22 protein-coding genes are annotated in these 21,337 nt (G+C 70.7%); 8 read left to right on the top strand and 14 right to left on the bottom strand.

Annotated features, from left to right (window positions below; all coding sequences use genetic code 11):
* Nucleotides 1–33 precede the first annotated feature (33 nt).
* Nucleotides 34–1,266 (bottom strand): MFS transporter, encoded by a 1,233-nt coding sequence (locus ABKA17_RS04150; protein WP_502994123.1) that lies wholly within the window; start codon nucleotides 1,264–1,266, stop codon nucleotides 34–36.
* An 80-nt stretch (nucleotides 1,267–1,346) separates the two neighbouring features.
* Here ABKA17_RS04150 and ABKA17_RS04145 point away from each other — a divergent pair, with 80 nt between their 5' ends.
* Together ABKA17_RS04145 and ABKA17_RS04140 are read left to right on the top strand one after the other, a co-directional pair.
* Nucleotides 1,347–2,351 (top strand): ArsR/SmtB family transcription factor, encoded by a 1,005-nt coding sequence (locus ABKA17_RS04145; RefSeq protein WP_353690426.1) that lies wholly within the window; start codon nucleotides 1,347–1,349, stop codon nucleotides 2,349–2,351.
* An 80-nt stretch (nucleotides 2,352–2,431) separates the two neighbouring features.
* Nucleotides 2,432–3,439 carry a glycoside hydrolase family 6 protein gene (locus tag ABKA17_RS04140; RefSeq protein WP_353690425.1) on the top strand — a complete coding sequence of 336 codons (1,008 nt, stop codon included), beginning with the start codon at nucleotides 2,432–2,434 and terminating at the stop codon, nucleotides 3,437–3,439.
* Between the two features lie 4 nt (nucleotides 3,440–3,443).
* Here the strand turns inward: ABKA17_RS04140 and glxA are convergent, their stop codons facing one another.
* The 8 genes from glxA to ABKA17_RS04100 all read right to left on the bottom strand — a co-directional run bounded on the left by glxA (nucleotide 3,444) and on the right by ABKA17_RS04100 (nucleotide 11,350).
* Nucleotides 3,444–5,399 (bottom strand): radical copper oxidase GlxA, encoded by a 1,956-nt coding sequence (gene glxA / locus ABKA17_RS04135; protein ID WP_353690424.1) that lies wholly within the window; start codon nucleotides 5,397–5,399, stop codon nucleotides 3,444–3,446.
* 3 nt (nucleotides 5,400–5,402) lie between these two features.
* Nucleotides 5,403–7,181, bottom strand: coding sequence for a glycosyltransferase family 2 protein (locus ABKA17_RS04130; RefSeq protein ID WP_353690423.1), 1,779 nt, complete (start codon nucleotides 7,179–7,181; stop codon nucleotides 5,403–5,405).
* 328 nt (nucleotides 7,182–7,509) lie between these two features.
* Nucleotides 7,510–8,418, bottom strand: coding sequence for an SMP-30/gluconolactonase/LRE family protein (locus ABKA17_RS04125; protein ID WP_353690422.1), 909 nt, complete (start codon nucleotides 8,416–8,418; stop codon nucleotides 7,510–7,512).
* A gap of 29 nt (nucleotides 8,419–8,447) precedes the next feature.
* Nucleotides 8,448–9,098, bottom strand: a complete 651-nt coding sequence (locus ABKA17_RS04120; protein ID WP_353690421.1) for a TetR/AcrR family transcriptional regulator — start codon at nucleotides 9,096–9,098, stop codon at nucleotides 8,448–8,450.
* Nucleotides 9,095–9,775, bottom strand: coding sequence for a DUF4166 domain-containing protein (locus ABKA17_RS04115; RefSeq protein WP_353690420.1), 681 nt, complete (start codon nucleotides 9,773–9,775; stop codon nucleotides 9,095–9,097). Before ABKA17_RS04115 ends, ABKA17_RS04120 begins: the two co-directional genes overlap by 4 nt.
* A complete protein-coding gene (locus ABKA17_RS04110; RefSeq protein ID WP_353690419.1) occupies nucleotides 9,772–10,536 on the bottom strand; it encodes a hypothetical protein in 765 nt (254 codons plus the stop codon). The genes ABKA17_RS04115 and ABKA17_RS04110 overlap by 4 nt, the downstream gene beginning before the upstream one ends.
* A 176-nt stretch (nucleotides 10,537–10,712) precedes the next feature.
* Nucleotides 10,713–11,006: an MTH1187 family thiamine-binding protein gene (locus tag ABKA17_RS04105; RefSeq protein WP_353690418.1), complete on the bottom strand. Its 294-nt coding sequence runs from the start codon at nucleotides 11,004–11,006 to the stop codon at nucleotides 10,713–10,715.
* Nucleotides 11,003–11,350 carry a DUF3817 domain-containing protein gene (locus tag ABKA17_RS04100; RefSeq protein WP_353690417.1) on the bottom strand — a complete coding sequence of 116 codons (348 nt, stop codon included), beginning with the start codon at nucleotides 11,348–11,350 and terminating at the stop codon, nucleotides 11,003–11,005. Before ABKA17_RS04100 ends, ABKA17_RS04105 begins: the two co-directional genes overlap by 4 nt.
* 125 nt (nucleotides 11,351–11,475) lie before the next feature.
* On the opposite strand from ABKA17_RS04100, the gene ABKA17_RS04095 reads away from it, so the two are divergent.
* The 5 genes from ABKA17_RS04095 to ABKA17_RS04075 all read left to right on the top strand — a co-directional run bounded on the left by ABKA17_RS04095 (nucleotide 11,476) and on the right by ABKA17_RS04075 (nucleotide 14,529).
* Entirely contained in the window at nucleotides 11,476–11,793 is a 318-nt protein-coding gene (locus ABKA17_RS04095) for a DUF6191 domain-containing protein (RefSeq protein ID WP_353690416.1), read from the top strand.
* 85 nt (nucleotides 11,794–11,878) lie between these two features.
* Entirely contained in the window at nucleotides 11,879–12,511 is a 633-nt protein-coding gene (locus ABKA17_RS04090; RefSeq protein ID WP_353690768.1) for an AIM24 family protein, read from the top strand.
* A 1-nt stretch (nucleotide 12,512) separates the two neighbouring features.
* Nucleotides 12,513–13,163 carry an AIM24 family protein gene (locus ABKA17_RS04085; RefSeq protein ID WP_353690415.1) on the top strand — a complete coding sequence of 217 codons (651 nt, stop codon included), beginning with the start codon at nucleotides 12,513–12,515 and terminating at the stop codon, nucleotides 13,161–13,163.
* Nucleotides 13,160–13,957 carry an AIM24 family protein gene (locus ABKA17_RS04080; RefSeq protein ID WP_353690414.1) on the top strand — a complete coding sequence of 266 codons (798 nt, stop codon included), beginning with the start codon at nucleotides 13,160–13,162 and terminating at the stop codon, nucleotides 13,955–13,957. Before ABKA17_RS04085 ends, ABKA17_RS04080 begins: the two co-directional genes overlap by 4 nt.
* A 95-nt stretch (nucleotides 13,958–14,052) precedes the next feature.
* Nucleotides 14,053–14,529 carry a MarR family winged helix-turn-helix transcriptional regulator gene (locus ABKA17_RS04075; RefSeq protein ID WP_353690413.1) on the top strand — a complete coding sequence of 159 codons (477 nt, stop codon included), beginning with the start codon at nucleotides 14,053–14,055 and terminating at the stop codon, nucleotides 14,527–14,529.
* Nucleotides 14,530–14,545: 16 nt separating this feature from the next.
* On the opposite strand, the gene ABKA17_RS04070 is transcribed toward ABKA17_RS04075, so the two are convergent.
* Together ABKA17_RS04070 and ABKA17_RS04065 are read right to left on the bottom strand one after the other, a co-directional pair.
* The gene (locus ABKA17_RS04070; protein ID WP_353690412.1) at nucleotides 14,546–15,970 is read right to left on the bottom strand and encodes a sensor histidine kinase; all 1,425 of its coding nucleotides are present in this window, start codon (nucleotides 15,968–15,970) and stop codon (nucleotides 14,546–14,548) included.
* On the bottom strand, nucleotides 15,967–16,635 hold the full coding sequence (locus tag ABKA17_RS04065) for a response regulator transcription factor (RefSeq protein WP_353690411.1): 669 nt from the start codon (nucleotides 16,633–16,635) through the stop codon (nucleotides 15,967–15,969). Before ABKA17_RS04065 ends, ABKA17_RS04070 begins: the two co-directional genes overlap by 4 nt.
* A 143-nt stretch (nucleotides 16,636–16,778) precedes the next feature.
* Here ABKA17_RS04065 and ABKA17_RS04060 point away from each other — a divergent pair, with 143 nt between their 5' ends.
* Nucleotides 16,779–17,468, top strand: a complete 690-nt coding sequence (locus ABKA17_RS04060) for a PepSY domain-containing protein (RefSeq protein ID WP_353690410.1) — start codon at nucleotides 16,779–16,781, stop codon at nucleotides 17,466–17,468.
* Between the two features lie 6 nt (nucleotides 17,469–17,474).
* Here ABKA17_RS04060 and ABKA17_RS04055 read toward each other — a convergent pair whose 3' ends face one another.
* The 3 genes from ABKA17_RS04055 to ABKA17_RS04045 all read right to left on the bottom strand — a co-directional run bounded on the left by ABKA17_RS04055 (nucleotide 17,475) and on the right by ABKA17_RS04045 (nucleotide 21,192).
* Nucleotides 17,475–18,737, bottom strand: coding sequence for an MFS transporter (locus tag ABKA17_RS04055; protein WP_353690409.1), 1,263 nt, complete (start codon nucleotides 18,735–18,737; stop codon nucleotides 17,475–17,477).
* 260 nt (nucleotides 18,738–18,997) lie between these two features.
* Entirely contained in the window at nucleotides 18,998–19,954 is a 957-nt protein-coding gene (gene meaB, locus ABKA17_RS04050; RefSeq protein ID WP_353690408.1) for a methylmalonyl Co-A mutase-associated GTPase MeaB, read from the bottom strand.
* A 35-nt stretch (nucleotides 19,955–19,989) separates the two neighbouring features.
* Nucleotides 19,990–21,192, bottom strand: coding sequence for an acetyl-CoA C-acetyltransferase (locus tag ABKA17_RS04045; RefSeq protein ID WP_353690407.1), 1,203 nt, complete (start codon nucleotides 21,190–21,192; stop codon nucleotides 19,990–19,992).
* Nucleotides 21,193–21,337 lie beyond the last annotated feature (145 nt).

Genomic DNA, 21,337 nt, shown 5'->3' with positions numbered 1-21,337 from the left:
CCGGCCGGTCACATGCTGGTCAGCCCCGTCTTGTCATTCGGTCCGACGGGCCGCCACGGCCAGCGCCACACAGGCCGCCGTCCCCACCAGCCCCGCCCCCGTAACGGTCCACGCGACCCCCGCGAACTCCGCCGCCACCCCCGCCAGTGCCATCCCCACGCCCTGGATCGTCATCAGCCCGGCCGTCAGCAACGTCATCGCCCGGCCCCGAAGCTCCTCCGGCACCGCCCGCACGAACCACTGGTCAAGGCCCAGCGTGTACGCCGACCCCGCACCCGACAGCAGCAGAAGCAGCAGGGACACCGCCAGACCGGGCCGCAGCACATAGGCGACGTACGGCAGCAGCGTCAGGCACACGAGCGGCAGCGCGATCCGTTCCCGCGCGGAGGGCCGTAGCCGCGCGCCCGCCCACAGCTCACCCGCGATCGTGCCCACCGGCAGGGCGCACATCAGCAGCCCCAGACCCACCGAACCCGCGCCGAGATCGTCCGCGTACGGCGCCGCCAGCGCCTCCGGCACCACCGAGAACATCGGCGGCACCCAGAAGAGAAGCAGCAGCACCCGGACCCGGCGGTTCGCCAGCACCTTCCTCGCGCCCCTCAGCGACTCCGTCACCAGGGCCGTATCGCTCCCCGCCCGCGCCGGCCGCCGTACCGTCCCGAAGCGCAGCAGCACGGCCGACGCGCAGAACGTGCCCACCGTGATCAGCAGCGCGTGCCGCGGCGAGACGGCCGTCAGGAGCAGGCCGCCCAGGCCGTACCCCACCAGCAGCGCGCTCTGCGACACGATCCGCAGCAGTGAACGGCCCAGTACGAACAGGTCCCCGTCCCCGAGGATGTCGGCGAGCGTCGCCATCCGCGTCCCCTGGAACACCGGCGCCACCACCGCCACACAGCACCGCAGGGCCAGCAGCAAGGCGATCCCCGCCCCGGGCGCCGCCATCGGCAGCACGCACACCGCGCACACCAGGTCGCACACGACCAGCACCCGCCGGGCCGGGAAGCGGTCGGCGATCCCGGCGAGCAGGGTGCCGCCGACGACGTACGGCAGGAAACCGAGCGCGAACGCCAGCGCGCTCAGCAGGGGTGAGCCGGTCAGGTCGTAGACGAGGACCGAGAGCGCGATCTCGCTGACCACCACGCCCAGCAGGGAGAGCAGGTGCGCCACGAAGACCGCGCGGAACTCCCGTACGGCGAAGACGCGGGCGTAGCCGGTGGGCGGCGGGGCCGGGGCCAGGGTGTCCGTGTCGGTGTCCATGTCCGTCATGGGAAGCAGCGTGCCGAGCGGGGTGGCTCCGGCCTAGAGTTTCGGCCACAGCCGAATCTTCCCGGGAAAGGGCGATCCCCATGCCTTCGCGACTGCACTTCGGTGAGGACGACTTTCTCCGGTGCCGTTTCGCGATCTCCCCGCTCTGGGAGACGCAGGAGGTCGTGCGCACCCTCAAGCGGCCCGACCGGCACGGCTATCACGCGCCCTGGCTGCGCCGGGTCCGTAGCGCCGCGGCCGGTCTCGATCTCACGCCGCTGTGGCTGCTCATGCCCCGGCGCGGGCACTCCCCGGACTGGCTGGGGCCGCCCCCGATCGGGCCCGCGGCCACCTTCGAGGAGGAGATCGCGGCCGTGCGGGCGAGCGATCCCCGGGCGGCCCGCGAGGACACCGAGAAGTCGCTCGCGTGCACGCCGGGCGCGCTGGAGTCGGCGCACGGACGGGCCTGGATGCGTGATCCGGTGCGTATGGTCCGGGAGTTGTCCGACGCGGTGGAGGAGGTCTGGCGCACTCTCGTCGCACCGGACTGGCCCCGGCTGCGCGCCCTGCTGGAGGCGGACGTCGCCTTCCACTCGCGGCGGCTGGCGGAGGTGGGGCTCGGCGGGCTGCTGCCGGAGATCAGCCGGCGGTTCGGCTGGGACGCCGGGACGCTGACCGTCGAGCACCGTGGCGAGCACGAGCGGCGACTGGAGGGGACGGGGCTGGTGCTGATGCCCAGCGTCTTCATCTGGCCGGACGTGGTCAGCACCTACGACCCGCCCTGGCAGCCGACCCTCGCGTATCCGGCGCGCGGCATCGGAGGACTGTGGGCCGAGCCCGACGACCGTACGCCCGACTCGCTTCCACGGCTGTTGGGGAGGGGCCGGGCCGCCGTGCTCGCCGCGCTCGACGAACCCGCCACCACGACCGCCCTCGCCCACCGGCTAGGACTCGCGCCCTCGTCGGTCTCCGCGCATCTGACCGTCCTGCGGGAGTCGGGACTGCTGACCGCGCGGCGCTACGGCCATCAGGTGCTGTACGAGCGGACGCCACTGGGGATCGCCCTGGCGTCGGGGCCCGGTGTCGCACCGGGATCGGACATGTGATCCATGTGACGATGGGTGACCAAACGTATAAATCGTCCTAAACACCCCACTCAGGTCACCCCCTCGCGCAAGGGAGCAGCATGTCCCGGCTGACCCACACCCTCGCGGTCCCCGTGGTGCTCGCGGCGCTCGGGCTCGCGGCCGGCTGCACGTCCGCGTCCGACGTCGACGAGGCCTCCGTCGCCGGCGCGGCCAGCAGACAGACCGGCCCGGACCCGGCGTCGCCGTTCTGGGTGGATCCGGGCAGCTCCGCCGCCCAGCAGATCGAGCTCTGGCGGCGGGAGGGCCGTACCCGGGACGCGGCACTGCTCCGGAAGATCGCGGACCGGCCGGCCGCGCTGTGGCCGGCCGGGGAGGTCGACCCGGGTCCGACCGTCCGGGCGGCCAGCGCGTCGGCCACGGCGGAGAACCGTACGGCACTGTTCGTCGCCTACAACATCCCGCACCGGGACTGCGGCCAGCACTCCGCGGGCGGGGCGGCGGACGCGGACACCTACCGGGCGTGGATCGGGAAGTTCGCCGAGGCGCTCGGTGACGCCAAGGCCCTCGTCGTCCTCGAACCCGACGCGGTCGCGCACGTCGTGGACGGCTGCACTCCGGGTGAATACCACGCCGAACGCGAGCAGTTGCTGGGCGAGGCCATCGACCGGCTCAAGCAGCAGCCGCACACCAAGGTGTACCTGGACGCGGGCAACCCGTCCTGGATCCGGCAGCCCGGGAAGCTGGTCGAGCCGCTGAAGCGGGCGGGCGTCGCGAAGGCCGACGGCTTCTCGCTGAACGTCTCCAACTTCCAGACCGACGCCGTCACCAAGAAGTACGGCCGTGACCTCTCCAAGGCCCTCGACGGCAAGCACTTCGTCATCGACAGCAGCCGCAACGGCAACGGACCGCTGCCGGGAGTCTGGTGCAACCCGCCCGGCCGGGCGCTGGGCACCCCGCCGACCACGGACACCGGCGAGGCCGCCCTGGACGCCTACCTGTGGATCAAGCGGCCCGGCGAGTCGGACGGCACCTGCGAGGGCGGCCCGGACGCCGGGCAGTGGTGGCCGGAGTACGCGCTGGCGCTGGCGGGCAACTCGGCCGGGTAGTCGGCTACTTCACCTGGATCCAGTGCGCCCGCGACGGCGTGCCGTCCGCGTCCGTCACGAACAGCATGTACCAGCCGGGCGGCACCAGGGTCGGGTCCTTCGGCACGTCGAGCGTCACGGCGTTCGCGTTCTTCGTGATGCCGAGCTCGATGGAACGCTGCTCGACGTCCGTCGTGTGCGTCACCGCGCTGGGCCGCATCAGCCGGGCCTCGGCGATCCGGTCCGCGTGCTCGGTGCGGAAGGTGACGCGGTGGTTCTGGTCGAGCTCGCGCGGCCCGTCCTTCAGTACGGGGCGGTCGTCGCCGTTGCGGTGCAGGGCGGGCGGCGTGAAGATCTCCATACGCTGCTCGAAGTGGCCGAGCTTGGTGTTCTGCCGGTCGTCGAAGAGCGGGTCGGAGCCGAAGGTGGCGACCCTTCCGTCGGGCAGCAGCAGCGCCTCGGAGTGGTAGTTGCGGCCGACCGTCGGGGACGCCGCCTCGTGGAAGACGTTGCCCTTCGGGTCGTAGAACTGCGCCTTGAGGATGTTGCTGGAGCTGCGGCCGCGGTAGTCCTCGGAGCCGTTGGCGGTGAACACCGTGTCGTCCGGCATGATCACGCTGTTCAGATACCGCGTGCCCTGCGGGAGGTTGGGGCCGTCCTCGAAGACGGGGTTGTCCTTCTTCAGGTCGACGACGGCCGTGCGCGGGGTCGACTTCCTGGACTCGCCGACGCCTCCGCCGCCGAGGATCATCACCTTCTGGTCCTGCGCGGGCGGCAACAGGAGCGAGGCGGAGGTCTCCGTCTCGTCGGCGTCGCGCAGGCCCGGCACCTTCTCGAAGGTGTTCGTCTTCAGATCCCACAGGCCCGGCTCGCGGCCCATCTCGGCAGGCCCGTAACCGGCGTTGGAGGCCGGGTAGAAGAGCTTGCCGCCCTTGGTGAGGAAGAGCGCGGGATAGGTCGGGAAGTAGCGCTTCGGCCCGCGTGACCACTTCTTGGTCTTCGGGTCGTAGATCTCGTTGTCACCCGGGTCGATCACCCCCACGTCGTCCAGGCCGGAGACCGCCAGGACCCGGCCGTCGTCGAGGCCGACCAGGGTCGGGTACCAGCGGGCCTTGTCCATCGGGTCGACCGGGATGTACTTCTCGGCGACCGGGTCGAACTCGTAGGCGGCGCGGATGCCTTGGAAGTCCTGCTTGTCGAAGGTGATCTTCTCCGACAGTCCGTACGTGTTGTCCGCGTCCTTGCCGGACAGGCCCACCACCTCGTACTGGGCCTGCTTCTCGGTGATGGACATCGGCCCCTTCTCCACGGCCTCCACGAAGACGCGCGCCTCGGCGGCCGTCACCTTCGTCTGCCAGGGCTGCATCACGCCGCGGGCGTTGTAGGTGACCTTGAAGGCCTTCTTCGCCTTCGGGACGGTCACGTCGAACCGGCTGACGTACTCCACGCCGGCCGGCGAGCGGAAGCGGGTGCCCTTCTTCAGGAACACCGGCTTGTCGGGGTTCTCGTTCTTGATCCGCATACCGCCGCCGGCCCGGTCGATCTCGCCGTCGAGGAGCTCGTAGCGGGCCGTGCCGCCGGCCACCAGCAGTCTGCCGTCCGGGAGTTGGGCGTGGCCCGAGCAGAAGAAATCGTCCGGCGTGGGGATCTTCTTGAAGGTGTCGGCGGTGGGATCCCAGAGGATCGTGTCGAAGGAACCCTCGTCGAATTTCTTCTGCTCGTTGCCGGAGCCCGCGACGATGAGGACCTTGCCGGTGTGCAGGAGCGCCGCGTGGATGGCGTTGGTGCGGTACTCCGCCGGGATGTCGACCCGGCTCCAACTCCCGTACTTCGCCTTGTACCCGGGCTGGGCGATCTTGTACGCGTGGTACTTGTCGCCGACGAAGTCGAGCGCGGCCGGGGCGTTCAGTCCGACGAGGATCGCGATGCCGCCGATGCCGAGAACGGTCTTCTTGGTGCGCTGGGACGGCTGGTAGGCCATGACCTAGTTGCCTCCTGTCGTGGTGCTGGAGGTGGTGGCGAGGGCGGGCTCGGTGCCGTCGACGGGGCGGGGAGCGGTGGCGGTGGCGGTCGCTGTGGAGCGGTGCGCCTGGCGCTCCCTCAGCCGCGTGGCCAGCCACACCGCTACCGGGGCCAGCGATATCGCCATCGCCAGCACCGCCCAGGTGCGCATCGCCACATGCGTGTGGTCCAGGACGACCGACGCGACCAGCGAGGCCGCGAGAAGCGCCGCCCAGAAGAGGTGGATACGGAAGGTCAGCAGCCGGTCGGGACTGGCGTCGCAGCCCTTCGGTGTCACGACGAAGCGGCTGGGGCGGCGGACGAGGGCCTCGCCGAAGGACTTCAGGTAGATGGGGGCCGACAGGGCCGACATCGCCATGCCCGCGAGACCGCCGGAGCCCTGGGGCTCGTGGGGAGACACGTTGTGCCGGCGGTTCCACAGGTAGAGGCCGATCTGGAGGGCCGCCGCGTCGCTGTAGAGCATCAGCCAGACCGATGCGGCGACCTGGGTGCCGGACGCGCCGAACCAGAGGAAGAGGACGCAGCTCAGAATGCCGAGGAACCAGTTGACGGCCGTCATCGGGTAGTAGACGAGCATCAGCGTGTACGAGAAGAGGCGGCCCGGGGGCATCGTGAACGGGGCCTTCCAGTACTGCTTGAAAAGGGTCTCGTACGTGCCGCGCGACCAGCGCATCTGCTGGGTGAAGAAGTCCGTCCAGGAAGCCGGGCCCTCGCCCACGGCCAGCACGTCGGGGGTGTAGACGCTGCGCCAGTGGTGCCTCGTCCCGGGGTTGCGGTGCCGGTGCAGTTCGAAGCCGGTGGCCATGTCCTCGGTGATCGAGTCGTACAGGCCGCCGATCTGTTTGACGGCCGAGATCCGTACGACGTTGTTGGTGCCGACGAACATCGGTGAGCGGTAGCGGTTGCCGGCCCGCTGGATCAGGGCGTGGAAGAGGAACTGCTGGGACTCGGCCGCCTTGGTGACGGGGTTGTGGTAGTTGCCGTACACCTGCGGGCCCACGACGAAGGCGACGTCCGGGTCTCGGAAGTAGCCCGTCATGCGCTCCAGGAAGTTGGGGAGCGGGACGTGGTCGGTGTCGACCGAGGCGAAGAGGTCGTAGTCGTCGCCGTGCATGGCGATCCAGGCGTTGTAGTTGCCGTGCTTGGTGCGGGCCTTGTGGACGCCCTTGGGTCTGTTCCACTCCGGGACGCCGTTGCGGGTGAAGTGGCGGACGCCGAGTTCGGCGCAGAGGGCCTTCGCCCGGTCGTCGTCGCCCTCATCCAGGAGCCAGACGTCGAGGGGGCCGGTGTGGGTGATCCTCGTCGCGCCTTCGAGGGTGGCCCGGACCATCTCCAGTGGTTCCTTGTCGGGGACGTACGTCGTGAGGAAGGCGACGCGGACGCCGGGCTCGGGGGTGACGGGGACGGGGTCGCGGGCTACGAGGGTGGCGTGGGCCACGGAGGCGACGTTGACGACCATGAACAGTTCGATGAGGCCGATGGCTATGAGCATCGTGATGTCGAGGCCGACCATCCACTGGTCGCCGCCCTCGCGCTCCACCCAGTGGGTGGGCCAGACGAGGTAGACCAGGAGGGCGCCGGTGAGGAGGGGCGCGAGGGTCATCAGGAGGATGGCGCGTATTCGGTGGGGCTCGCCTGCCAGGAGCGAGGTGTACTGCACCCGGTAGTTCGCGGCGGGGGGCTCGGTGAGCGGCCCGGCCAGTCGGCTGTGGGTGTCGTAGTCGTAGCCCTCCGGCCGCACAGCGCCCTCCAGTGATCGAACGTGCCGATAACGACACACAAGTGGAGATTCTCGGGCGTGTCGAACTGGGGGGGTCCAGGTGGGTGGGATGCCTTTCGGTCGTGGGTGGATGCCTGCGGCGGCCCGTGGCCTGTGCGTGGGGGTTCGCGTCGCGCACTTCGGTGCGTTGTGAGTCGGTGCCGCACCGGGGGGTGTCCGTCCTCGGTCGGGCGACACCGTTTCGTCTGGGCTGTGCTGTCGGTTGGACGCCCGACGCTGCGGGCGGACACCCCCCGGTACGTCCCCTTCCCGCCGTTGCGCCAGTGCGGCGCCGTGGGTGCTTCCCTTCCTACAGGCGTGGGGCGCCTGTGACCGACATCATCAGGGAGTAGAGGGTCGTCGATGCCGTGATGAACATGCGGTTGTTCCTGGGGCCGCCGAAAGTGATGTTCGCTACCCGTTCGGGGATCCTCAGCCTGCCGATCAGGGTGCCGTCCTTGGCGTAGCAGTGCACTCCGTCGTCCAGGGCTGCTGCCCAGAGGCGGCCCTGGTCGTCGAAGCGGATGTTGTCGAAATGGACGCCCTTTCTGGCCTCGGCGAAGACCTTGCCGGACGTGAGGGTGCCGTCTGGCTGGACCTCGTACACGTGGATGCGGGCTGCCCTGGAGTCCGAGATGTAGAGGTGTGTCTCGTCCGGGGAGAGGATCACGCCGTTGGGGCCGTCGAAGCCCTCGGCGGCCAGGTGGACCTCGGTGGTGACCGGGTCGATGCGGTAGAGGTTGCACGCGCCGATCTCGGACTCGGCGCGGTGGCCCTCGTAGTCGCTGAGGATGCCGAAGTCCGGGTCGGAGAACCAGATCGTGCCGTCGGAGCGTACGACGGAGTCGTTGGGGCTGTTGAGCTTCTTGCCGGCGTACCGGTCCGCCAGGACCGTGATCGTGCCGTCGGGTTCGGTGCGGGTGACTCGGCGGTTGCCCTGTTCGCAGGTGATCAGGCGGCCCTGACGGTCGAGGGTGTTGCCGTTGCTGTGGCCGGCCGGGGTGCGGAAGACGCCGGTGGTGCCGGTGGCCTCGTCCCAGCGCAGGATGCGGTCGTTGGGGATGTCGCTCCAGATCAGCTGGCGCCAGGCCGGGATGTACAGGGGGCCCTCGGCCCAGCGGGAGTCGGTGTGGAGCACCTCCAGCCTGCTGTCGCCGTTGGTGCAGCCTCCGGTTCGGAAGCGGTCGTCCAGGGTCTCGTACAGGCTTTCGGTGGGCACGGTGTCCTCTCGGGTCGGGGTTGCCTTCGTCAACGGCGGCTGGTGCGCCGCAGGTGGTGGCGTACCGCGCGCTGTGCGACCGGGCCGAGCTCTTCCAACGCGGCCACCAGGACGCCCAGTTGCTCCAGGGCGTCCAGGGCCGCCGTCGCGCCGGGCATGTCGACGCCCTCGTAGAGCTCGATGCCCACGAAGGACGCGGCGACCGCCCTGGCGAGGCCCGCCGGGTCGGTGAACTCCTCGAAGGGGGTGTCGGCCAGGACCCTTCTGAGGACCTTCTCGATCTCGGTGATCCAGGATTCCAGGCCCGCCGCCGTCGCCGCGGCGAGGCTCGGGTGGGTCTGGGCGCCCGCCAGGAGCTGGCCGAGGAGGGCGACATGGCCGCCGGAGCGTTCCTCTTCGTGGATCTGCCTGCCCACGACGAGGAGTTCGGAGAGGGAGCCCACCTCGTCGAAGCGGGGGCGGTAGCGGGAGACCGCCTGTTCCGCGCCGTAACGGCAGGCCGCCGCGAGGAGTTCGTCGACCGAGCCGAAGTGGTAGAAGACCAGCGCCTGGTTGACGCCCGCCGCCGAGGCGATCGTGCGGGCCGAGGTCTTCGCGATGCCCTGGTCGACGAGGGTGCGCAGGGCACCTTCGAGGAGTTTGGTCTTCGTCTCCAGGGACTTCGGTGTCTCGGGGCTCATGCGCGGGACTCCTCGCGGACCGGGCGCAGACCGGGCCGGACTCCGCAGGCGCGGATGTTCGTGTACGTCGCCTCGAAGGTGCCCTCGTAGCCGAAGAGGGGACCGAAGCGCTTGTTGACGACCCTGACCTGGATGCGGAAGCGGTCCGTCTCGTCGTCGTAGGACTCCCGGACCTCCGCCGTCGCCCCGATCAGCTCCGGTACGCGCACGTCCACCACGCCCTCCCGGAAGCGGTGTTCGCCGGAGCGGATCAGGAGGGAGCCGTCGGGCTCGGCGTGCGGGTGCAGGTCGCTGGCCAGGTGCTGGTGGGTGCCGAGGTAGTCGAGGATCCGGTCGCCCTGGGGGCCGAGGACCATCTGGGCGTCGAAGCGCCGGGGGCGGCCGGGGAGGTGGAAGGTGCGCACGAAGCTCACCGTCTCACGGCCGTGGGTGTCGGTGTACGGCACGTTCTCGATGACGAAGGGGACGTTACGGCCGGTGCGCGGGACCAGGATGTTGCGGGTGGCGCCGAGGGCGAGGAACGGCTTGACGAAGGCGCCGCCGTGCCAGACGCGGTCCATGACCCCGCGGCCCGTGCAGGCCTCGCCGCTCGCCAGGCCGACGGAGAAGCGGCGCTGGAGCTGGGGGTGGAGGTCGTCGAAGGCCGGGCCCATGACGGTGCGGAAGATCGAGGTCATCGCGGGGTCTCCAGGGTGCGCAGGAGGCGGGGGGCTCGGGCCCGGGTGGGCGCCTCGCGCAGACAGCGGCGGGCCGCGGGGGTGCAGGGCAGGGGTGACGCGAAGAGGGTCGCGAAGAGGGTCGCGAAGAACGCGACCGTCAGGAACAGGGGCCAGCAGAACGCCATCGGCACGGCCAGGGGGCCGAAGGCGGGCAGTACGGACTGCGTCCACAGGCCCGCGCCGGTGGCTGCCAGGATCAGGGTGCGGGTCAGGAGTTCCAGGAGCCAGTTCCGGCGGGCCCGCTCCGGGGTGATGCCGTACTCCAGCCACAGGCGCAGGCGGTCGAAGGACCAGGCCGTGGCCCAGCCCATCAGGGGGCGCAGGACCAGGCGGTCGGCGAGGGCTCCGAAGGCTCCCCAGCGGGGGCGGTAGTCGTAGCCGGTGAGGAAGCGGACTCCGTCGCCGTCGGGGATGTAGCGCCAGTAGCCGCTGCCCTCGGCGAGGAGGGAGAGCGGGTGCGGGGAGCTGAAGCGCAGGGCGGAGGTGCGGGTGCCGTCGGGGCGCTCCTTCTCGCCGGCCGAGATGCCGGTGCCGGCGATCGTGAGGCCGGGCAGGACACGGGTCGCGTAGCGGAAGTGCTGTGGCTCGTCCGTGGTGCGCGGGAGGAAGTCGATCTCGGTGAAGCGGAGGTCCCAGCGCTGGTGCCGGGACGGTTCCTGGGTGCGGGCCCAGAGGTCGTCCAGGTCGGCTCGGATCCGTGCCTCGATGTACAGCCCCATGCGAGTCCCCCTGCGAACTGGACTTTTGAGCGACTGCTCAAATCTTGTGGGCTGGACGGTACACCTCTTTGAGCGATCGCTCAAATACCGGGTGCGAGAAAACCCCGGTCCGCGCGGGACCGGGGTTCGCCGTGTTGATCGGAGGCCGTGGGCCAGTCGCGATCGGGGACCGTGGGCTACTCGGCGAGGTGTCGCTCCACCGTCGCGACCTTGGAGGTCAGTCCGTCCGTCACGCCGGGGCGGATGTCCGCCTTGAGCACCAGGGACACGCGCGGGGCGCGCTCCTCGACCGCGGCGACGGCACGCTTCACGACGGCCATCACCTCGTCCCAGTCGCCCTCGATCGAGGTGAACATCGCGTCGGTGCGGTTCGGCAGGCCCGACTCGCGGACGACACGGACGGCGTCGGCGACGTACTCCCCCACTTCCTCGCCGACCCCGAGCGGGGTCACGGAGAAGGCGACGATCACGACGTCTTCACCGCCTGCTCCTGGCGGGCACGCGAGGCGATGACCGCGTTCTCGGCCTCCCGCTTGAGCTTGCGCTCGGCGAAGAAGCCGCCGGTGGGCAGGACGGAGAGGACGAAGTAGAGGGCGGCGGTGCCGACGGGCCACTTCGTGCGGTTCCAGGCGTCGGCCCAGAAGATCACGTACAGGATGAAGAGCACGCCGTGGACCATGCCCATCACGGGCACCGCGTTGAAGTCCGTGGTCCGCTTCAGGACCGAGCAGACGAGCAGGAGGATGAACGAGACCGCCTCGGGGGCGGAGACGAGGCGGAGGCGGCGGAGGGCGCTGGCGGTCTTGAGGTCCACGGGTCACCTTCGGTGGAGGGGCGTCGACGCTTTGTGAATGCGTGCACAAACGTTTGTCCATTGTGGCAAACGGCCGAGTGGGACCAGGGTGGGGGGGTCGGTGGTCGACTCGTCGAGGAGGGCGCGTGCAGGTTCTCTTCTTCCTCACCCTGCCGGGGCTGGTGGTGGTGCTCACCGCGCTGGCCTTCGTCGACCAGCTGCTGCTGCGGGCCGGGCGCGCCGGAGTGCTGCCCTGGCGCAACGCCGGGCGGCAGGGGCAGATCTCGGCGACCGGCTTCGAGCAGCTGCACGCCGCCCTCTCCCCCGGCAAGCAGCACGAGCTCGAGGAACGGCAGAGCGCGCTGGTGATGCGGGACGACGAGGAGGACGGGGCACCGCCACGCTCCACCATCGACCTGACCTCGGGGAAGGCCGTCATCCGGCTCCCGGGGGCACGGAACTGACCCCCTAGGGGTGCGGTCAGGGTCGGTCTCCACCCACGGGCTCTGTCGGCAAGTGCTTTCCGCGGGCTACCGTCGCAGCGTGGCGATGTTTCGACTTCAGGGCAGCAAGGTGCTCGCCGTCGAGATGACCGGGGACGCCGTGAAGGCGAAGAACGGCTCGATGGTCGCGTACGACGGACAGATGGCGTTCAAGAAGCTCAGCGGTGGCGGTGAGGGCATCCGAGGGATGGTGACCCGGCGCATCACCGGTGAGCAGATGACGGTGATGGAGGTGAGGGGGCAGGGGACCTGCTGGTTCGCGGACCGCGCGTCCGAGATCAACCTCGTGGGTCTCCAGGGGGACAAGCTGTACGTCGAGTCGAGCAACCTGCTCGCGACCGACGGCGGCCTGCGCACCGGCACGTCCTTCACGGGCCTGCGGGGCGCCTCGCAGGGCAACGGACTGTTCACGACCACCGTCGAGGGACACGGCCAGGCGGCCATCACCTCGGACGGGCCGGCCGTGGTGCTCCGGGTCAGCCCGCAGTACCCGCTGACCGTGGACCCGGGGGCGTACATCGCGCACCAGGGGAATCTGCGGCAGTCCTTCCAGTCCGGTGTGACCTTCCGCACCCTCATGGGCGAGGGCGGCGGTGAGGCCTTCCAGATCCGCTTCGAGGGGGACGGCCTGGTGTACGTCCAGCCCAGCGAGCGGAACACGATCGCGGGGGATGTGTGAGATGGCCTTCCGTGAACTCAACTCGAAGATGGTCGAGGCGACCGTCGTACCCGGGCAGCGGCTGTTCAGCCAGCGCGGGGCGATGCTCGCCTACCGGGGCGAGGTGTCCTTCACCCCCAACATGTCCGGCGGCCAGGGCGGGATCATGTCGATGATCGGACGCCGGGTCGCCAATGAGGCCACCCCGCTGATGACCGTCGAGGGCAGCGGCACCGTCCTGTTCGGGCACGGCGGCCACCACGTCCAGGTGATCAACCTCTCGGGCGACACCCTGTACGTCGAGGCGGACCGCCTCCTCGCCTTCGAGGGCACCCTGGAGCAGGGCACGATGTTCATGGGCTCGCAGGGCGGCGTCATGGGCATGGTCCGCGGCCAGGTCAGCGGTCAGGGGCTGTTCACCACCACCCTCAAGGGACACGGCTCGGTCGCCGTGATGGCGCACGGCGGCGTCATCGAGATCCCGGTCACCCCGCAGCGCCCGGTCCATGTCGACCCCCAGGCCTACGTCGCCCACCACGGCGACGTCCGCAACAAGCTGTCCACCGCGCTCGGCTGGCGCGACATGGTGGGCCGCGGCTCGGGCGAGGCCTTCCAGCTGGAGCTCAGCGGCAACGGAGTGGTGTTCGTCCAGGCATCGGAGGAGAAGCTGTGAGCACCTACCCGGGCCCGGGCCCCACCGTCCACGACCCCTCGACGCTCCCCGTCGACGACAACGTGAACAACTACACCTTCTGCGTGGAGCTCAAGGGGAGCCAGTGGTTCCTGCAGAAGGGGAAGATGATCGCCTACTACGGCTCGATCGACTTCAACGGCATCGGACACGGGCGACTGGACCGGCTTGTCCGTACGTCCTTCCATTCGCCTCTGCACGCGAGCGACTGGGTCGTGGCCGAGGGCTCGGGCAAGATGCTCCTCGCCGACCGGGCCTTCGACGTGAATTCGTATGACTTGGAAGACGGCAACCTGACCATTCGCTCAGGCAACCTGCTCGCTTTTCAGCCAAGTCTTGCTCTCAAACAATCGATCGTGCCGGGTTTTCTGACCCTCATCGGAACCGGAAAGTTCGTGGCGGCATCCAACGGCCCGGTGGTGTTCATGGAACCCCCGATCCGGGTGGACCCGCAGGCGCTCGTCGGCTGGGCCGACTGCCCGTCGCCGTGCCATCACTACGACCACGGCTACATGACCGGCCTGATGGGCGGTCTACGTGCGATGACAGGCCTCGGCGGGGCATCCGGGGAGGAGCATCAGTTCGAGTTCGTGGGGGCCGGCTCCGTGCTGCTCCAGTCCTCCGAGGTGCTCATGGCGGAGCAGGCGACAGGGGCGGTTCCACAGCAGGCCGGAGTACCTGGTTCCGGGGTACCTTCCACAGGCCCTTCACAGCATGCGGGCACACCGCGCCTTCCCGGACAGCTGGGAGACCTCCAGCGTCGCTTCGGGCTGTGAGCGGTAGTCTGCGGAGTGTGACGTCGAACGTGTGCGCGCCGTCACCGGAAAACCCTCACTAGTTCGCCTTTCAACTTCTTAGGTAGACTTCATTCATGGAGACCGAGACGGCCACGCGCTGGCTGACCGATGCGGAGCAGTGCGCCTGGCGCACCCACCTGGAGGTCAACAGGCTGTTGACGTACCAGCTCGAGAGGGACCTCCAGCCGTTCGGCCTGACAATGAACGACTACGAGATCCTGGTGAATCTCTCCGAGTCGGAGGACGTACGGATGCGGATGAGCGACCTCGCGTCCGCCACCCTCCAGTCCAAGAGCCGCCTCTCGCACCAGATCACGCGCATGGAGAACGCGGACCTGGTGCGCCGGGAGAACTGCGAGTCGGACCGCCGCGGTCTGTACGCGGTCCTCACCGAGCACGGCATGGAGACGATGAAGAAGGTCGCGCCACACCACGTGGCGTCCGTGCGGCGGCACTTCATCGACCTGCTGAACCCCGACTCGATGGCGGAGCTCGACAAATCCCTCAAGCCGATCGCGGAGCACCTGCGCGGGCAGCGCGGGCGCCCCTGACCACCGACGACAGGCCCTAGGCGAGCGGCAGGCGGAGTTCGAACAGGGCTCCGCCTGCCGGTGCGTCGCGGACCGTGAGCGTGCCGCCGTGGCGGGCGGCGACGTCCCTGGCGATGGCGAGCCCCAGCCCGGCACCGCCGTCGTCGCGGCTGCGGGCCTCGTCGAGCCGTACGAACCGCTCGAAGATCCGCTCCCGGTCGGCCACGGCCACCCCGTCCCCGTCGTCGGCGACCTCGACCACGGCCCACGCCCCGTCCCGCCGCACGCTCACGCCGATGGCCGAACGGGCGTGCCGCTGCGCGTTGTCGAGCAGGTTGCCGATCACCCGCTCCAGCTGGCTCCGGGATCCGGCCACCTCCACGTCCGCCGCCTCGACACTCACCCCGTCCCGGCCCCGCGCCTCCCGCCGCGCCACCTCACCGAGGTCGAGCCGCTTGTCTCCGGGCCCCTCCCCCGCGTCCAGGCGGGCGAGCAGCAGCAGGTCGGCGGCGAGCCGCTGGAGCCGTACGGTGTCCTCGACCGCGCCCGGTACATCCAGCAGCTCCGGGTGGGCGGCGCCCACTTCGAGCTGGGTGCGGAGCGAGGCGATGGGGCTGCGCAGTTCGTGCGAGGCGTCGGCGACGAAGCGGCGCTGGCGCTCCACCGAGCTCTCCAGCGCGGCCAGCGTCTCGTTGGTGGTGCGGGCGAGCCGGGCCACCTCGTCGTGGGTGTCCGGTTCCGGCACCCGGCGCGCGAGGTCCTCGGAGGCGGTGATCGCGGCCATCTCACGCCGGATGCCCTCGACGGGGCGCAGGGCGCGGCGGGTGACCAGCCAGGTGACGGCGGCGACGACGGCGAGGAGCAGGGGGAAGCCGACGAGCATGGCGGAGGTCGCGGTGTCCACGGCGTCCTGCTCGGCGTCCAGGGAACCGCCGGCGTAGACGGTCAGCTCACCCCGGTCCTCGGTCTCCACCGGAACGGCGGCGAACCGGTAGTCGGCGCTCTCGCCGCCGATCGTCGCGGTGCCGTCGGTGAAGTCCGCCTCACCGATCTCGGCGGCTTCCCGGGCGGCCGTGTCGTCGTCCGCGTCGTCGTCGGAGTCGTCCTCGGACGTACCGCCCGTGCCACCCGTACCGCCGCTCTGCGTCTTCGCCTTGACCTGGTCGGTGGCGGTGCCGCTGATCCGCTCCAGGCCCTCGCTGACCGCCACCAGGGTCCCGTTCGCGTCGACGACCTGGACCGGCACGTCGTCCCCCAGGTCCAAGCGGCCGTACGCCGTCCCGGCGGCGAGCTCGGAGGCGACGTTCTGTGCCTCGCGTTCCGCCTTGTTGCCCGCCTGGTCGACCAGGTTGGACCGCAGCGACAGCAGCACCGCCGCCCCCGCCGCCACCAGGGCCACGGCGACGACGAGCGTGGCGCCGAGGGTCGCCCGGGCCCGGACCGACCCGAAGAGCCTTCTCATCGTTCCGCCTCCAGCCGGTATCCGGCGCCGCGGACCGTCTTGATGAGCCCGGAGCGCAGCTTGCGCCTGAGGGCGCTGACGTAGACCTCGACGATGTTGGGGTCGCCGTCGTAGGCGAAGTCCCAGACGTGGTCCAGGATCTGCGCCTTGGAGACGACCTCGCCGGCCCGGGTGACGAGCTGCTCCAGGACCGCGAACTCCTTCGCGGTGAGCGTCACCTCGGCGTCGGCGAGGAAGACCCGGCGGGCAGCGGTGTCGACCCTGAGGTCGCCGTACGTCAGCACGGGCGAGGCGCCGCCGCCCTGGCCCCGGCGGCGCAGCAGCGCCTTCACGCGAGCCACGAGGACGACGTAGGAGAAGGGTTTGGTGAGGTAGTCGTCGGCGCCCGTGTCCAGGCCCTCCGCCTCGTCGTACTCGCCGTCCTTCGCGGTGAGCATCAGGATCGGCACGTCGTGGCCGGCGGCGCGCAGGGCGGCGCAGACCTTGTAGCCGTTGAGCCCGGGCAACATGATGTCGAGGATCACGAGGTCGTACGTCCCCTCGGTGGCCCGGTGCAGGCCCTCCCGGCCGTCGTGGACCACGTCCACGGCGTATCCCTCGGCGGTCAGACCCTTCGCGAGCGACAGGGCCAGCCGCTTCTCGTCCTCCACGATCAACAGGCGCATGCGTAAAGGTTCGCAAAACCAAGCTGAAGATCCCTTCAGGTGACTTCAGCTTCCCCTCAGCGTCGGTCGGCGATGTTTGTTGACGTCGAAAGCGAGCGAATCGCTGAAACCGAGCGAAAACGACTCAAGGGGAAGGAACCCTCATGAAGCGCAACATCGTCATCGCCACCCTGACCGCCGCCGCCCTGGCCGCCGGCGGCACCGTCGCGGCCTTCGCCGCGGGCGACGACGAGCCTGCGGCGCAGCGCCAGAGCGGTGCCGGCACGCAGGTGGTCGCCGACCGCGACGACGCGGACGACAGGGCGGACGACCGGGCCGACGACGCCGACGACCGGGCGGACGACGTCAACGACGACGCCGAGGACCGTGCGGCGGTCGCGAAGGGCGATGTCTCCGCCGCCGAGGCGATCGCGGCCGCGCTGAAGAGCACCCCGGGCACCGCCGTCTCCGCCGACCTCGACGACGAGGACGACAACGGCAAGGTCGTGTGGAACGTCGACGTGCTGGGCGCCGGCGACACCTGGCACAGCGTCCTGATCGACCCCGCCACCGGCAAGGTCCTCGGCTCGCACACCGAGCAGGAGGATGACACCGCCCAGGTACGGGCCGCCCTGAAGGGTTCGTCCGTGACGGCCGCGGAGGCTGCGGAGGCGGCCGCCGCCAAGGGCACCGTGACGTCCGTGGACCTCGACGACGACGGCGCCTCGCGGGCCTGGGACGTGGAGACCCGCGCCGGTGCCGGTCAGGCCGACGAGGACTGGCACGTCGGCCTGGACACCGCCAAGGTCACCGCGGACCGCTCGGACGGCCGCGCGGACGACGACCAGGACTGACGTACGTCAGAGCAGGCGCACCTCGGTCGACGAGGGCGAGGCGGTCGTACGCACCGGCGTACGGCCGCCTCGCCGTGTCCCGGCCAGGGCAGCGACCAGCGCCGCCGCCAGTGCGACCGTCCCCGCCGCCGCGAAGCACACGCCCAGCGGCAGCCGCTCCACCAGCAGCCCCGCCGTCGCCGCTCCCGTCGAACTCCCGGCGTTGAACGCCGTGTTGACCCAGGCACCGGCCCGGGTGCGGAAGCCCGGCGGGGCGGCCTCGTCGGCGATCAGATACGCCGTGATCAGGGTCGGGGCGACGAACAGGCCGGTCAGGGCCGCCGCGAGGGCCAGGGTCCCGGTGCCGGGGGCCAGGCCCGCGGCGGCCACGGTGAGGCCCAGGCAGGCGGCGAGGAGCGGGAGTCGGAGCCGGGCGGGCAGCCGCCAGTCGACGGCGCCGTTGAGCAGTCCGCCCACCGCGCTGCCCGCGGCCAGTGCCGCGAGGACCCAGGCGACGGTGTCGTCGCCCTGGTCCCGGGCCGCGGCGAAGGCGACGACCAGGAGATCGAGCGCGGCCAGCGACAGTCCCAGGCCCGCCACGACGACCACCGGTTGGACCAGCGGCCCACGCGGCAGTGAACCGGCAGTGGACGGCCCGGACTTGGGGCGTCCGGCGGGACGTACCGCCGCGACCGCGGGCGAGCCGACGAAGGCGAGGGTGCCCGCGGAGACGAGCAGCGCGCCCAGCAGGACCCCTACGGTCGGCGAGGCGACGCCGATCACCACGCCGACCAGCAACGGGCCGGTGACGTACAGGAGTTCCTCGGCGACGCCGTCGAGGCTGTAGGCACGCTGCAACAGCCGCCGGTCACCGACGAGTTCGCCCCACACCGTGCGCATCGCGGGACCGAGCGGGGGCGCACAGGCGCCTGTGACGGCGGCGGTCGCGCCGAGCACCACCGCGGACGCGCCCGGCTGCCGGCTGACCATCGCGAGGGCGGCCAGCAGGCCCGCGTAGAGCAGGGCCATGGGGGTCAGGGCCCGCCGGGGGCCGTACCGGTCGACGAGTGCCGCCCGGTACGGCGACAGCAGCACGCCGAAGGCGCCGAACAGCGCCATCACGACACCGGCCACGGCGTACGACCCGGTCGCCCGGGTCACGGCGAGCATCAGGGCGAGCGGGGCCGTCCCGTAGGACAGCCGGCCGAGGAGGGCCGCCAGGAAGGTGCGGCGGGCATGGGGGACACGGAGCACGGCGGCGTACGAAGGCCGCCGCGAGGGCGCGGACATGGAGAAGTTCCTCTACTGGAGGCATGAGCGAGGGACGCCGAGGGGCCGCGGCGGCTTTCCGTCAGCCGGTCGCGGTCCGGGGCGTGCGCTATGCCAAGAGGAGGAACATGCGGATCAACGTACCAAGGTCGCGCGAAAGTTGACCAGGGCGGGATGCGTGAGGCCGTATCGATGTACGGCTCCGCCGCGTGGGCGCGACCGGCCACGAACCACCCGCAGCCGCACGGCGTAGCAGACCCGTCCGGCGGTGGCGCCGTGCGTCAGCCCTGCGTCAGCCCCGTCACCAGTTCGTCCGCCGCGCGGTAGGGGTCCAGTTCGCCGGCGACGATCCTCTCCGCCAGGGCGTCCAGTCGTCGGTCGCCGTGCAGGTCGCCGATGCGTTCGCGCAGGGCGGTGACCGCGATGGTCTCGACCTCGCGGGCGGCGCGGGCGCGGCGGCGTTCGGCGAGGACTCCGCGCTCCTCCATCCAGGCGCGGTGCTTCTCCAGCGCCTCGACGACCTCGTCGATGCCCTCGGCCCGGGCGGCGACCGTCTTCACGATCGGCGGGCGCCAGTCGCCGGGGCCGCGGGACTCGCCGAGGCCCAGCATGTGGTTGAGCTCACGTGCGGTGGCGTCGGCGCCGTCCCGGTCGGCCTTGTTGACGACGTACACGTCGCCGATCTCCAGGATTCCGGCCTTGGCGGCCTGGATGCCGTCGCCCATGCCCGGGGCGAGGAGCACGACGGAGGTGTCCGCCTGGGAGGCGATCTCGACCTCGGACTGACCGACGCCGACGGTCTCGACGAGGACCACGTCGCAGCCCGCCGCGTCCAGGACCCGGATCGCCTGCGGGGCCGACCAGGCGAGGCCGCCGAGGTGACCGCGGGTGGCCATCGAGCGGATGTAGACGCCGGGGTCGGAGGCGTGGTCCGACATGCGCACCCGGTCGCCCAGCAGGGCGCCGCCGGAGAAGGGCGAGGACGGGTCGACGGCCAGGACGCCGACCCGCTTGCCCTGTTTGCGGTACGCGGTGACCAGCGCGGACGTGGACGTCGACTTGCCGACGCCCGGCGAGCCGGTCAGGCCCACGACGTACGCGTTGCCCGTGAGCGGGGCGAGCGCCGCCATGACCTCCCTGAGCTGCGGGGACGCCCCCTCCACCAGGGAGATCAGCCGGGCCACCGCACGTGGCCTGCCCTCCCTCGCCTGGGCCACCAGAGAGGAGACGTCCTGCATCACAGCTCCGTTCAGCTAGAAAAACGCGACGATTCTCAGACCTTGGGTACCCGCACGATGAGCGCGTCACCCTGACCGCCGCCACCGCACAGCGCGGCCGCGCCGACACCACCGCCGCGCCGCTTCAGCTCCAGCGCCAGGTGCAGCACCAGACGGGCGCCGGACATGCCGATCGGGTGGCCCAGGGCGATGGCACCACCGTTGACGTTCACCGTTTCGGAGGACACGCCGAGGTCCTTCATTGACTGGACCGCGACGGCGGCGAAGGCCTCGTTGATCTCGATCAGGTCGAGGTCGGAGACGTCCAGGCCCTCCTTCTTCAGGGCGTGGAGGATGGCGTTGGACGGCTGGGACTGGAGGGAGTTGTCCGGTCCGGCCACGTTGCCGTGGGCGCCGATCTCGGCGATCCACTCCAGGCCGAGCTCCTGTGCCTTGGTCTTGCTCATCACGACCACGGCGGCGGCACCGTCGGAGATCTGCGAGGACGTGCCCGCCGTGATCGTGCCGTCGCGGGTGAAGGCGGGGCGCAGCTTGCCCAGGGACTCCGCGGTCGTCTCCGCGCGGATGCCCTCGTCCTTGCTGAAGACGACCGGCTCGCCCTTGCGCTGCGGAATCTCGATCGGGGTGATCTCGGCCTCGAAGACGCCGTTCTTCTGGGCGGCCGCGGCCCGCTGGTGGGACAGGGCGGCGACCTCGTCCTGCGCGGCGCGCTGGATGCCGAGGCGGGTGTTGTGCTTCTCGGTCGACTCGCCCATGGGGATGTTCTCCCAGGGGTCGGTCAGTCCGTCGTGGGCCATGGCGTCGAGCATCTCGATGGCGCCGTACTTGAAGCCCTCGCGGGACTTCGGGAGCAGGTGGGGAGCGTTGGTCATGGACTCCTGGCCACCGGCGACGATCACGTCGAACTCGCCCGCGCGGATCAGCTGGTCGGCCAGCGCGATGGCGTCGAGGCCCGACAGACAGACCTTGTTGATGGTGAGCGCGGGGACGCCCATCGGGATGCCGGCCTTGACCGCGGCCTGGCGCGCCGGGATCTGGCCCGCCCCGGCCTGGAGCACCTGGCCCATGATCACGTACTGCACCTGGTCGCCGCCGATCCCCGCACGGTCGAGGGCGGCCTTGATCGCGAAGCCGCCGAGGTCGGCTCCGGAGAAGGACTTCAGGGAGCCGAGCAACCGCCCCATCGGGGTGCGGGCACCCGCGACGATGACGGACGTCGTGCTGTTCGAACCAGACATGAGGTGCGATCCCCTTTCAGCTGCACAGCTGAGGAGTGAACGAGGGTTTACTTCGAATGTACTGAGTGGCACTCCGTGCCGTCACCGGGCCGTCGGTGTGATCGCGCGCACGTTGCGTAACCACCCCAGGAGCGCTGCACTGAGT

It is taken from the genome of Streptomyces sp. RG80, assembly GCF_040446465.1.
In the GTDB taxonomy this organism is placed as follows: domain Bacteria; phylum Actinomycetota; class Actinomycetes; order Streptomycetales; family Streptomycetaceae; genus Streptomyces.
Note: the sequence above shows the minus strand (reverse complement) of the source record. Positions and strands in the feature narration are given on the sequence as shown.